Source organism: Variovorax sp. dw_954 (assembly GCF_018449755.1).
In the GTDB taxonomy this organism is placed as follows: Bacteria; Pseudomonadota; Gammaproteobacteria; order Burkholderiales; family Burkholderiaceae_C; genus Variovorax.
Window position 1 is genome coordinate 1 of record NZ_JAAVVD010000023.1, and the last position, 12,751, is coordinate 12,751.

At 65.9% G+C, this 12,751-nt stretch carries 9 protein-coding genes; 6 read left to right on the forward strand and 3 right to left on the reverse strand.

Annotated features, from left to right (window positions below; all coding sequences use genetic code 11):
* Positions 1-51 precede the first annotated feature (51 nt).
* Positions 52-792 (reverse strand): Crp/Fnr family transcriptional regulator, encoded by a 741-nt coding sequence (locus HB681_RS28130; protein WP_213958181.1) that lies wholly within the window; start codon positions 790-792, stop codon positions 52-54.
* A gap of 181 nt (positions 793-973) precedes the next feature.
* On the opposite strand from HB681_RS28130, the gene HB681_RS28135 reads away from it, so the two are divergent.
* From HB681_RS28135 to HB681_RS28160, 6 genes are all read left to right on the forward strand, one after another.
* Positions 974-2,317, forward strand: coding sequence for a DUF1214 domain-containing protein (locus HB681_RS28135; RefSeq protein WP_213958182.1), 1,344 nt, complete (start codon positions 974-976; stop codon positions 2,315-2,317).
* Positions 2,318-2,366: 49 nt separating this feature from the next.
* On the forward strand, positions 2,367-3,659 hold the full coding sequence (locus HB681_RS28140) for an MFS transporter (RefSeq protein WP_345944771.1): 1,293 nt from the start codon (positions 2,367-2,369) through the stop codon (positions 3,657-3,659).
* Positions 3,660-3,691: 32 nt separating this feature from the next.
* Complete coding sequence (locus HB681_RS28145) at positions 3,692-5,410, forward strand: alkyl sulfatase dimerization domain-containing protein (protein WP_213958183.1); 1,719 nt, start codon at positions 3,692-3,694, stop codon at positions 5,408-5,410.
* Positions 5,411-5,660: 250 nt separating this feature from the next.
* The gene (locus HB681_RS28150; RefSeq protein WP_213958184.1) at positions 5,661-7,169 is read left to right on the forward strand and encodes a coniferyl aldehyde dehydrogenase; all 1,509 of its coding nucleotides are present in this window, start codon (positions 5,661-5,663) and stop codon (positions 7,167-7,169) included.
* 12 nt (positions 7,170-7,181) lie between these two features.
* Positions 7,182-8,840 carry an AMP-binding protein gene (locus HB681_RS28155; RefSeq protein ID WP_213958185.1) on the forward strand — a complete coding sequence of 553 codons (1,659 nt, stop codon included), beginning with the start codon at positions 7,182-7,184 and terminating at the stop codon, positions 8,838-8,840.
* Positions 8,841-9,093: 253 nt separating this feature from the next.
* Positions 9,094-10,605 (forward strand): arylsulfatase, encoded by a 1,512-nt coding sequence (locus tag HB681_RS28160; protein WP_213958186.1) that lies wholly within the window; start codon positions 9,094-9,096, stop codon positions 10,603-10,605.
* Between the two features lie 102 nt (positions 10,606-10,707).
* On the opposite strand, the gene HB681_RS28165 is transcribed toward HB681_RS28160, so the two are convergent.
* Together HB681_RS28165 and HB681_RS28170 are read right to left on the reverse strand one after the other, a co-directional pair.
* Positions 10,708-11,079: a hypothetical protein gene (locus HB681_RS28165; RefSeq protein ID WP_213958187.1), complete on the reverse strand. Its 372-nt coding sequence runs from the start codon at positions 11,077-11,079 to the stop codon at positions 10,708-10,710.
* A 90-nt stretch (positions 11,080-11,169) separates the two neighbouring features.
* A complete protein-coding gene (locus HB681_RS28170; protein WP_213958298.1) occupies positions 11,170-12,717 on the reverse strand; it encodes an acetolactate synthase large subunit in 1,548 nt (515 codons plus the stop codon).
* Positions 12,718-12,751: the final 34 nt, after the last annotated feature.

Genomic DNA, 12,751 nt, shown 5'->3' on the forward strand with positions numbered 1-12,751 from the left:
ATCCCGGTCGCTCCATGCCGCAGAGGCCTGGTGTCAGGAGCCGGTCTTGCTTCAGCCGGTAGCGTGACCTGCGCCCACTGAACCGGCTGCTTGCTCGGCCCCCGCAGCCCGCTCAACCGACACGATCGCGCCGCGTGGTCCGTGGGCGCGCAAGGCGTCCAGATCGAGCACCGTGATGCGCGAACGGGCCACCCGGATCAGCCCTTCGCGTTCGAATTCCCGCAACTCCACGTTGACGCTCTGGCGCGTGGCACCGAGGAGGTCGGCCAGGTCGGATTGCGGCGTGTCCAGTTCAATGTGCCATTCCTGTCCAGTCTCGCGGCCATGGCTGCCGACCAGTGTGTGCAACAGCTTGGCAAGGCGCTGGCGCAATGGCAGTACGTTGCTTTCGGCCAAACCGTCGTAGAGGCGCCGGATCCGGTCCGCAAACTGGATCTCGAAAGCCTGGCGAACCGATGTGTCGATTTGCCGCCGCTTGCGAACCGCATCGACCGGCATCAGCATCAGGACGCTGGCCACGTGGGCGACCGTGTCGTGCGGGATCGGGCCGCCGTCGACACAGGGAAGAAAGCCCAGGACCATTCCCGGATAGGTGAAAGCCACCAGGTGGCGCCGGCCCTCGCCCACCTGCCGGCCTGCTTCCAGCACGCCGTCGACGACCATCACCAGATCTTCGAGCTGTTCGCCATAGCGATGCACCGTCGCGCCACGTGCGACGTTCACGAGTCTCGCGCGCTCCAGCAAGGCGTCGATGGAATCCGCGGGACAGCGGTCGAAACCCGGCTCGCGCATCAGCAGCGACCGCGCCAGCGGCCAGTACGAATCCAGACCTTTGCGAACTGTCGTCATGCCGACAGAACTGTATCGGGACTGTGTCCGCTTGGGCAGAGGGAAACCTAGCATCACCTCACCCCCGAAAAAGCGGTGCCAGCAAGCAGCCGGCGCCCCCGATCAACAGGAGACAAGAGACCCCATGAACACGACAGACTGCGCCACCGATTGGCGTGAAGACCACGCCTATCTTCTCGGAATGCAGGCCTACGCCTACGGCTTTCCGGCACTCCACTATGCCAAGCTGCGATTCGGCATGGTCATGCGACCGCAGGGTGCAATCGACACGCCGCTCAACACCTTCTTCCACATCCCGGTGCTGGCGGATCACACCATGCAGTACGGCGGCTCGCCCTACCGCGACGGCCTCTATTCCCTCGCCTGGGTCGACTTGTCCCGGGGGCCCGTGGTGCTTGAGGCGCCGGCCTGCGGCGATCGCTATGTGACGATCCAGCTGGCGGAGTTCTATTCGGACCTGCTCGGCTATGTGGGCGGCAACGTCAACGACGGCAAGGCCCAGACCTGCCTGATCGTGCCGCCGGGCTGGGAGGGCCGGGACGAAGCGTTGCCCGCCGGCATCGACACCGTCATGCGCTCGACCACGCCGGGCGTCTTCACCATCGCCCGGGTGTCGACGCCCGGCGGCGAAGACCTTGCCGCCGCGCGCGCCATCCAGGCGAAGTGCAAGCTGACGCCGCTGTCGAACTGGCTGGCCGGCACCGAACCGGAAGCCCGGCGCGAGGTGCTCGTGCCCACGGCGCCGAATCTTCCGCTCGGCGACTTCCACACGATGCATGCCGCCATGTGCGAGAACCCGCCGCCGGCCAGCCACGAGGTGCTGATGCGCCAGTTCGGCCGCATCGGCCTGGGTCCCTACGCCCGTGCGCCGCTGAACGAGCTCGACGAAGCCACCCGGCGCGGCCTGGCCCGCGTTCTCCAGGACGGCCCGGCACTGCTGGCCAAGGTCGCCAAGGCCGGTGGCGACACCCCCGTGGTCAACACCTGGTTCTGGGGCGACAAGAACTGGGGCCGCATGGCCAGCGTGGGCGACTACGTGGGCCGCGCCTCGCCGCAGGCTTTCTCGGGCATCGTCGAGCACTGGATCGAGCAATCGACCAAGCTGCGCACCTTCACCGATGCGGACGGCCAGGAGCTGAGCGGCGAGCACCGCTACCTGCTGCGCTTCGAGCGCGACCAGATCCCCAAGGCGAAGGCCTTCTGGTCGATCACGCTGTACGACGGTCGCTTCTGCCTGGTCGACAACCCCATCGGCCGCTACTCGCTGGCCAGCAACACGGACGGCCTCAAGTACGGCGCCGACGGCTCGCTGGAAATCCTGATGCAGAACGAGCAACCGCAAGACGAAGGCAACGCCAACTGGCTGCCGACGCCCAAGGGCGAGTTCAACCTGTTCCTGCGCACCTACTTGCCCGGCCCTGACATGCTGGACCAGAGCTACGTGCCGCCGGCGATCAAGCGCCTCTGACGCGCCACCGCCCGACCCTCACGACAAACACACAAAGAGAGACAAGAAAGTGATCACTCAAAACTACCGCCCGGCGCGCGCATGGAGCATCGCGACCATGCTGACCGTGTTCATCCTGGTGAACTTCGCCGACAAGATCGTGCTGGGCCTGGTGGCCGTGCCGATGATGGAGGACCTGAAGCTCTCGCCCAGCGAGTTCGGCCTCATCGGCAGCAGCTTCTTCTGGCTGTTCGCCATCTCGGGCATCGTCGGCGGCTTCCTGGCCGACCGGCTCTCCACCAAGTGGATGCTGCTCGTCATGGCGTTGTCATGGTCGGCGTTCCAGTTGCCGATCGCGCTGAGCTCGTCGATGGGCATCATCATCTTCGCCCGCGTGATGCTGGGCGCCGGCGAGGGCCCGGCCTGGCCAGTCGCCATCCATGCCGCCTACAAGTGGTTCCCCGACAACAAGCGCAACCTGCCGGTCGCCCTGTTCTCGCAGGGCGGCGCCATCGGCCTGCTGGTCGCCGGCATGACCGTGCCGCTGATCACCGCCAAATACGGCTGGCGCATGAGCTTCTATGTGCTCGCCGCCGTGGGCGTGGCCTGGGCGCTGGTCTGGCTGGTCGTGGGCGCCGAGGGCAAGCTCGACGTGAAGGACCCGGCCGCCGAGGCCAGGGCCAAGGCCACCGAAGCGCCGCTCGGCCGCGTGCTGAAGGACCCCACGGTGTACGGCAACTTCCTGCTGCACTTCGTCGGCTACTGGGGCCTGTCCGCGTCGCTGACCTGGTTGCCTGCCTACTTCCAGAAGGGACTGGGCTACGACAACATCGCGTCCGGCCGCCTCTACGGCGTCGTGGTGGCCGTGAGCATTCCGCTGGTGCTCGCGATCTCGATCTGGTCGCAACGCCTCTTGAACAAGGGCTGGAGTTCACGCGATGCCCGCGGCCGATTCGCCAGCATCACCTTGATCGTGGCCGGCGTCCTGATGGCCATGATGATGCTCGAGGGACCAAGCAACGCCATGCGCATCGGCTTCTTCGCCGTGGCCTTCGGTCTCACCACCGCCATCTACTCGCTCGGCCCGGCCATGCTGGCTCAGGTCACCCCGACATCGCGCCGCGGCGCCGTGCTGGCCATCGACAACTCCATCGCTTCGCTGGCCGGTGTGCTGGCACCCGCCGTGTCGGGCAAGTTGATCCAGTCCGCTGCCGGCGCCGCCGGGTTCGAACTCGGCTTCGCCCTCACCGGCATCTTGATGATCGCCGGCGGCGTCATCGGATTCTTCATCGTGAACCCCGAGGGCTCGGCCGCCAGGCTGCTTCGCCCCGCCCCTGCGCCCGCCCCGGCATTCGCCCACTGAACAAACTGAACAAACACAAAGGACACAACATCATGAACGCAACTCTCTCCCCCTACATGGGCGCCCCGGTCGACGTCGTCACCAACCCGCGCGGCGCAATCGTCAACGCCAGCTTCGCCAAGCACGCCGAGCAGTTCGAGCGCAAGGCCCACGAGGTCGCCAAGGGCGTCTGGTGCCACGTCGGCGCGTGCCTGGGCAACAGCACGATGATCGAAGGCAAGACCGGCATGATCGTGGTCGACACCGCCGACTGCATCGAGCAGGCCGTGATGCAGCGTGATGACCTGATGGCCGTCTGCGACAAGCCGCTCAGCGCCCTGGTCTACACCCACGCCCACTACATCTTCGGCTCGCGCGCCTGGTCGCCGGTCGAGGACGACGGCAAGCTGCCCGTGTGGGCCCACCCCGACCTGATGCGCAACATGGGTCGCCTGGTCGGCGACCTGTCGCCCTTCATGATGCGCCGCGTGGCCATCCAGTTCGGCCTGCACCTGCCGGTGGACGGCGCCGACTCGATGCCACACATGGGCCTGGGCCCCTTCTTCTACGAGCTGGACAAGTACAAGCCCACCACCGGCTTCGTGCGCCCGACGCACACGACCACCGACGGCATGGCCACCGAGATCGACGGCGTGAAGTTCGAGTTCTTCCACACCTGGGGCGACACCGACGACACGCTGCTGATCTGGCTGCCCGAGACGCGCACCGTGATCAACAACATCGCCTGGCCGGCCATGTTCAACATCTACACGCTGCGCGGCGAGGTGTTCCGCAACCCGATCGAACTGCTGCGCGGCCTGGACAAGATCCTGGAGCTGCAACCCGAGCACCTCATCGGCGTGCATGGCATCCCGATCAGCGGGCGCGAGGAAATCGCCAAGGCCATCACCGAGTACCGCGACACCATCCAGTACATCTACGACCAGACCATCGGCGGCATCAACCGCGGCCTGTCGCCGGACGAACTGGTGCAGACCATCCGCATGCCCGAGTCGCTCGCCAACGGCCGCCTCACCGGCCAGCACTACGGCGAACTGCCCTACCACGTGCGCCAGGTGTATGCCGGCATGGTCGGCTGGTTCGGCAAGGACACGGTCGACCTGCATCCTGTCGCGGAGGCCGAGGAAGCGCGCCGCATCGTCGCGCTGGCCGGTGGCGAAGATTCCTTCATGACCTCTGCGAAGGCCGCCATGGACAAGCGCGAATTCGCCTGGGTCGCGCAGATGGCGACCTGGGGCCTGAAGGTCGACGGCCCCCGCGCCGCGGAATTCCGCCAACTGAAGGCTGATGCCCTGCGGGCCATGGCGCAAGCCACCACGGCCGCCAACACGCGCAGCTGGTACCTGACCCAGGCACGTGAACTGGAAGGCCATTGCGACACCACGGTCACGCCGTTCAAGATCATCAACGCCGGCATGGTCAAGCAGATGCCGCCGCGCACCTATGTGAATGGCCTGCGCTTCAGCCTGCCGGCCTCGCTCAGCGCCAACGGCCAGAAGGTGCTGCACGTGAACTTTACGCAGCCCGACAACGACTACACGCTGGTGCTGCGCAACGGCGTGGTCGTCATCACCGACGCCGCGCCGTCCAACGGCGTCAAGGTCGATGCAACCATCAGCATGAGCTTCGACGCATGGGCCAGGCTGATCGGGCGCGAAGCCGCCGGCAGCGAACTGCTGGCCAAGGGCGACGTCAAGGCAACCGGCGACGAGGCGGTCATCGGCGCCGTGCTCGGCACCACTTCCCGTTGAGCGCGAGGCACAGGCATGTCTTCAAACGCAAGCCGCGGGCGGCATGACAAGTCCGCCCTCATCGGCGCGATCGAGGAAGCATGCCTGCGCAGCGTCGGCTTCTCCGATGTATCCAACTTCCGGAAGGCATTCAGGAATTGGACCGGCCAGTCGGCTTCCCACCATCGACGCGGCTTGCCCGACGCACCGGTGACCACGACCCACCGGCGCCAGCGCACTTCCACCACCCATCCAAACCTATTCGATTCCCATGAACATCGCACATCCACCCTCCGCGACTGAAGCCAACGAGCGCGTCGCCCGGATCTTCACCTTGCAGCAAGCGGCATTCCTCGCCGCCCCCTCGCCGAGCGCGAACGAGCGCCTGGACCGCCTCAAGACGCTCAAGCGCCAACTGCAGCGCTACCAGGACGTGCTCGCAGAGGCCATGAGCCGGGACTTTGGCCATCGCTCGCACGCCGAGTCGAAGATGCTCGATCTGCTGGGCGTGATGCTGGAACTCAACCACGCCATCTCGCACCTGCGGCGCTGGATGAAGCCCAGCCGCCGCTCGACCGAATTGCTGTTCCTGAGCAACAGCGTGAAGGTCGTGTACCAGCCCAAGGGCGTCGTCGGCGTGATCACGCCGTGGAACTTCCCGATCTACCTGTCGGTGGGGCCGGCCATCGCGGCGCTGGCCGCCGGCAACCGCGTGATGATCAAGATGCCCGAGGCCACGCCGGCCACCAACGCGGTGCTCAAGACCCTGCTCGCCGAAGTCTTCGAGGAAGACCTGGTGGCGGTGGTAGGCGAAGAACTGCTCGACCCCAACGTCTTCACGTCGCAGCCCTTCAACCACATCGTCTTCACCGGCTCGCCGGCCGTGGGCAAGATCGTGATGCGCACCGCCGCCGCGAACCTGACGCCGGTCACGCTCGAACTGGGCGGCAAGTCCCCCGCCGTCGTGACGCGCAACTACCCCGTCGCCGATGCCGCCAAGCGCATCACGCACGGCAAGGCCACCAATGCCGGGCAGATCTGCGTTTCGCCCGACTACGCACTCGTGCCGCGCGAGCGCGTCGACGAATTCATCGCCGGCGTGCGCAAGACTTTCCAGGGCTTTTTCAAGGGCAAGACCGCGGGCAACGCGGACTACACCGAGATCGTCGACGACCGCCAGTTCCAGCGCATCCAGCGGCTGCTCGAAGATGCACGGGCCAAGGGCGCGCACATCGAATCCTGCGGACCGGCGCCGGTCGGCAAGAGCCGCGCACTGCCGCTGCAGATCATCACGAACCTGCGGCCCGACATGCTGGTGATGACGGAAGAGCTGTTCGGCCCGCTCCTGCCCGTCGTGCCCTACGACACGATGGAAGACGCCATCCACTACATCAACGAACGCGAGCGGCCGCTGGCGCTGTACTGCTTCAGCCACGACAGCGCCGAGCGCGACAAGCTGCTCACCCGCACGCACTCGGGTGGCGTGGCGGTCAACGACTGGGGCTGGCATGTGGTCAACCACGATGCGCCCTTCGGCGGCATCGGCAATTCGGGGATGGGCAACTACCACGGCGAGGAAGGCTTCCGCGAGCTGTCGCACGGCAAGACGGTGTTCAAGCGCCATCGCTTCTTCCCGATCGACCTGTTCTACCCGCCGTACGGCACCTTTGTCCAACGCCTTGCCCTCAACTTCTACCTGGGCAGCGGCGATCCCGTGCTGGCCGGCGGCACCGCCGCCGTCACGGCCGCGCCCGCGCGCGCAGTGCCCCAACATCACTGAAAGACATCGACCATGACCACCCCCCGTCCCTGGCTGGCCTCCTACGGCAAAGTCCCCGCCCACATCAATCCGGACGCCTATCGCTCCGTCGTCGACATACTCGAACAGGCGATGCAGAAGTACGCCGACGAGACGGCCTTCGTGTCCTTCGGCCAGCGCCTGAGCTACGCAGACGTCGACCGCCTGTCGGCGCGCTTCGCAAGCTATCTGCAGCGTGAACTCGGCGTGACCAAGGGCGATCGCGTCGCGGTCATGATGCCCAACCTCGCCGCCTTCCCGATCGTGTTCATCGGCATTGCGCGCGTCGGTGCCGTGCAGGTCAACGTGAACCCGCTGTACACGCCGCGCGAACTGGCACACCAGCTCAACGATGCGGGCGTCAAGACCATCGTCCTGTTCAACGGCTCCACGCCGACCCTGGCCGAGATCGTCAAGGACACCGGCGTCACCACCGTCATCACCGCGGTGCCCGGCGATGGCCTGCCAGCCACGCTACCGGCACCCGCGGTGGACCCACGCCTGACCCACACCGTCGCGCTGGCCAGCATCCTGGCCGAAGACAAGCCAACCGACTATGCCGCGCCAAGGATCACCGGCGACGACCTGCTGTTCCTTCAATACACCGGCGGCACCACCGGCTTGTCGAAGGGTGCGTGCCTCTCGCACCGCAACCTGGTCGCCAATACCGAGCAGTACAAGGCCTTCATGGGGGACTCGATGGTCCCGGGCCAGGACGTCATCGTCACGGCGCTGCCGCTGTATCACATCTTCGCCTTGATGGTGAACCTGATCAGCTACTTCGCGCTGGGTGCGGAGAACTGGCTGGTGGCCAACCCGCGCGACATGGACGGCCTGATCCAGACCTTCAAGGATTCGAAGATGACGGTCTTCGCCGGCGTGAACACGCTGTATGCCGGCCTGGCCGCGAACCCCAAGCTCAGCGAAGTGGACTGGTCGCACCTGCGCCTGTCCGTGGGCGGTGGCGCTGCCGTGTTCCCGGCCGTGTCCGCGCGCTGGCAGGAGATCACCGGCAAGCTGATCCTGGAAGGCTATGGCCTGTCGGAGACCAGCCCGGTGCTGTCGCTGAACCCGCCCTTCATCGAGGCGTTCTCCGGCACCACGGGCCTGCCATGGCCATCGACGGACATCAAGCTGATCGACGACGCCGGCAACGAAGTGCCGCTGGGCCAGGCGGGCGAAATCTGCGCCAAGGGTCCGCAGGTCATGAGCGGCTACTGGCAGAAGCCGGAAGCCAACGCGGCGGCGTTCACAGCCGACGGCTACTTCCGCACAGGCGACGTCGGCGTGTTCGACGAGCGCGGCTACCTGAAGATCGTGGACCGCATCAAGGACATGATCATCGTCTCTGGCTTCAACGTGTATCCGAACGAGATCGAGGCTGTGGCCACGGCCTGCCCCGGCGTGGCCGAGTGCGCCTGCATCGGCGTGCCCGACGAGAAGACCGGCGAGGCCATCCGCCTGTTCGTCGTGAAGGCGCCGGGCGCGGAGTTGACCGGGCAGGCCGTCATCGACCACTGCCGCAAGGCGCTCACGGGCTACAAGGTGCCGAAGGTCGTGCGCATCATCGAGGCGTTGCCCAAGTCCACCGTGGGCAAGATCCTGCGTCGCGAACTGCGCGACATCGCGCCTGCCGTTGCCGCGCTTGCCTGAAGACAGCGCAGACGTGGTGTCTTCTGACATGCGGCCTTTACTTGAGCGCGAGAGCCGGCCTCTAATCAAGGCGGGCCGCACCTGCAGCTACGGCCATTTGCGCGTGCCACAGCGCGTGCACCATTCCCGCCGACATTGATCTCGTGCCTGTGCCGAGCAGCGTCTCGACTCGGCGTCTCGCACATCCAATGCAGTTCATGTCGGCAAATCCGCCCTCCCAGGGGCAACCATCGGCAACAGAAGGAGCGAAAGCATGGCGAAGAGCAAGAAGCCCAACATTCTCGTGATGTGGGGGGACGACATCGGCCAGTCCAACTTGAGTTGTTACACGAAGGGGATGATGGGCTACCGAACGCCCAACATCGATCGGATCGCGAAGGAAGGGATGATCTTCACGGATGCCTACGCCGAGCAAAGCTGCACGGCCGGGCGGGCATCGTTCATCACCGGCCAGTGCGGCCTGCGCACCGGCCTCACCAAGGTCGGTCTGCCCGGTGCGGACCTGGGCCTCAAGGCAGAGGACATCACCATCGCCGAGGCGCTCAAGCCGTTGGGCTACCGCACCGGCCAGTTCGGCAAGAACCACTTGGGTGACCGCGACGAGCATTTGCCCACGATGCACGGCTTCGACGAGTTCTTCGGCAACCTCTACCACCTGAACGCAGAAGAAGAGCCCGAGCACGTCGACTACCCGCCTGAAAAGGACTTCCCGGACTTCAAGAAGAAGTACGGCCCGCGCGGCGTGCTGCACTGCTGGGCCGACGGCAAGGGCGGCCAGAAGATCGAGAACACCGGTCCGCTGACCATCAAGCGCATGGAAACCTGCGACGACGAATTCCTGGCCGCGGCCAAGAAATTCATCCAGGCCGCGCACGATGCGGACGAGCCCTTCTTCGTCTGGTTCAACACCTCGCACATGCACGCATGGACGCACGTCAAGCCCGAGAGCCGTGGCCAGTCGGGCCGCTGGCAGTCGGAATACCACGACGTGATGATCGACCACGACAAGTGCATCGGCGAGATGCTCGACTTCCTGGACGAACTCGGCATCGCCGACAACACCTTCGTCAAGTACAGCACCGACAACGGCCCGCACATGAACACCTGGCCGGACGCGGGCACCACGCCGTTCCGCAACGAGAAGAACTCGAGCTGGGAAGGCGCCTATCGGATTCCGCTGGTGGTGCGCTTCCCCGGCTACATCGAGCCCGGCTCGGAGTCGAACGAGATCGTCAGTCACCTGGACTGGTTCCCGACCATCCTCGCCGCCGCCGGCGATCCCGACATCAAGGAGAAGCTGAAGAAGGGCCTCAAGATCGGCGCCAAGACCTTCAAGGTTCATCTCGACGGCTACAACCTGGTGCCCTACCTCACGGGCAAGGAGAAGAAGAGCCCGCGCCCCGGCTTCATCTACTTCACCGACGAGGGCGATGTCGCGGCGCTGCGCTACGACAACTGGAAGTTGATGTTCATGGAGCAGCGCGTCTCGGGCACGCTGAAGATCTGGCTGGAGCCCTTCGTGGTACTGCGCGCACCGTACATCTTCAATCTGCGCATGGACCCGTACGAGCGGGCGATACAGACCTCGAACACCTACTACGACTGGCATTTCCGCCACATCTACCTGTGCGTGCCGGCGCAGGTGATCGTCTCCGAGTTCCTGGAGACCTTCAAGGAGTTCCCGCCGCGGCAGAAGTCTGCGAGCTTCAGCCTGGACCAGGTCATCGAGAAGATGACCGAGGCATCTGGCGGCGCAGGCCATTGAGGCGAACCCCGGGGGTTGCGGCCGCGTCCCGGCCATCGCAGCGGCCCCCGGACTCTCGCGAAGTGTCGGTGACCTTCGCGAGCGTCGCGTTCCAGCAGATGATCAGGCGAGCTGGGTCAGATACAGCAGGTACAGGATCGAGAAGACCAGGTCGCCGCCGGCGAGCAGCCACGTCATGCCACGTCCACGCATGATCGCCACCTGCAGCGTCACGAACGTGAGCTTCTGCAGGACCGAGGCGATCAGCACGGGCGTGCGCAGTTCGGGCATCCAGGCCGCGGCGACGATCAACGCGCCGTTGCAGAACACCAGCACACCCCAGTGGCGGGCGACCAGCAGGCCGACGTCGTCGAGTCGGGTCTTGTCGCCATAGACCAGTCGCAGCACCGTCGACGGCGCGAGTGACGTCACGATCATGCTGGCAGTCAGCAAGCCGGTGACGAGGAGGATCATTTCGATATGGGCGGTAATCATGTGGGAGCCTGGGTTCAGGGTTATCGTTGATTGCCGCGCGGGCCGGCGCTTGCGGCGGCAGGAAGGAACATCGTTGAAGGCGCTCCGCGCTCAGATCATTGCTTCGATCAGTCGCGGTCCGCGCTGCTTCATGGCCGACGCGTACTGGTCGGCGAACTCTTCAACGGTGGTCGCGCGGCTGGCTTCGACGCCCAGGCCTTGGGCAATCTTCGTCCAGTTCATCTCGGGGTTGTGCAGGTCGAGCATCGAGAGTGCCTTCGGCCCGGCATTCAACGCGCCCACACGCTGCAACTCGATGTTGAGAATGGCATAGGAACGGTTGGCGTAGATCACGACCGTGATGTCGAGGTCTTCGCGCGCCATGGTCCACAGGGCCTGCATGGTGTATGCCGCGCCGCCGTCGCCGTGCGGGCAGATCACCTTGCGATCAGGTGCCGCGAGCGCGGCGCCGACGGCCACTGGCAAGCCCTGGCCGATCGAGCCACCGGTGAGTGGCAAGTGGGTATGCGGCCGCGCGCGGCCCAGGCGCGTCAGCAATGGGAAGACGGAGGTTGCCGCTTCGTCGGCGTAGATGGCGTTGTCGGGCGTCATCGCAGCGATGACCTGCGCGATGGTCTCGGCGTTCAGCGTGCCGCTCGCGGGGACGTCTGGCAGCAGGAAAGGCACGCGGATCGGCGAACTGGCCGGTGCGCCGAGCGCGTCGGCCAATGCCGCGAGCGCGCCAGGGCCGTCTTCGTGCGGATGGGCCAGCGTGCTGAACTGGCACGCGTCCGGCGCGCACCAGCTGGGCTTGCCGGGGTAGGCAAAGAACGACACCGGCGGCTTGCTGCCGACCAGGATGATCTGTTCGATGCCGGTCAGGAAGGCCACGATCTGCTCGGCGAAATACGGGATGCGCTCGACGGGCACGCGGCCTGCGCCCAGTTCGATCATCGGCGCGAAGGTGTCGCAGAAAAGGCGTGCGCCGGTCCTGGCCTGAACGCGTCCAGCGGCTTCGAGCCCGGCGCCGTGAAGCGATGCGCCGCGCAGGATGAAGGCGGTCTTCTTGCCGTTGGAGAGCAACTTCGCCACGTCGTCGATGGCGTCGCTGCCGACGACTGCGGGCAGGATGTCGGGCAGCGGGGACGCGGCCCGCTCCGCAGGGTTCCAGGCGGTGTCGGCAGGCAGGATCAGCGTGGCAATGCCGCCGGGCGCAGAACGCGCGGCCTGCACGGCGCGTGCCGCGTCAGTGGCCACGGACTGGGCGCGCTTCGATTCATGGATCCACGAAGACACCGGCCGGGCGAAGCCGACGATGTCCGAGGTCAGCAGCGCGTCGTATTGCAGGTGGTAGGTCGCGTGGTCGCCCACGACGTTGACGATGGGCGTGGCGGCGCGGCGCGCGTTGTGCAGGTTGGCCAGGCCGTTGGCAAGGCCGGGGCCCAGGTGCAGCAGCGTCGCGGCGGGCTTGCCGGCGATGCGGCCGTAGCCGTCGGCCGCGCCGGTGACGACGCCCTCGAACAGGCAGAGCACCGGCCGGATGCCCTCGATGGAATCGAGCGCTGCCACGAAGTGCATCTCGGACGTGCCGGGGTTGGCGAAGCAGATGTCGACGCCGCAATTGACCAGGGTCTGGACCAGCGATTGCGCGCCATTCATTTCGGTGCTCATGTTCTTGTCTCCGTCTTGATGT

Coding starts and splice junctions, on each gene's coding strand:
- HB681_RS28130 (WP_213958181.1), bottom strand. CDS start 792: ATGCGCGAGCCGGGTTTCGACCGCTGTCCCGCGGATTCCATCGACGCC.
- HB681_RS28135 (WP_213958182.1), top strand. CDS start 974: ATGAACACGACAGACTGCGCCACCGATTGGCGTGAAGACCACGCCTAT.
- HB681_RS28165 (WP_213958187.1), bottom strand. CDS start 11,079: ATGATTACCGCCCATATCGAAATGATCCTCCTCGTCACCGGCTTGCTG.
- HB681_RS28155 (WP_213958185.1), top strand. CDS start 7,182: ATGACCACCCCCCGTCCCTGGCTGGCCTCCTACGGCAAAGTCCCCGCC.
- HB681_RS28145 (WP_213958183.1), top strand. CDS start 3,692: ATGAACGCAACTCTCTCCCCCTACATGGGCGCCCCGGTCGACGTCGTC.
- HB681_RS28150 (WP_213958184.1), top strand. CDS start 5,661: ATGAACATCGCACATCCACCCTCCGCGACTGAAGCCAACGAGCGCGTC.
- HB681_RS28160 (WP_213958186.1), top strand. CDS start 9,094: ATGGCGAAGAGCAAGAAGCCCAACATTCTCGTGATGTGGGGGGACGAC.
- HB681_RS28170 (WP_213958298.1), bottom strand. CDS start 12,717: ATGAATGGCGCGCAATCGCTGGTCCAGACCCTGGTCAATTGCGGCGTC.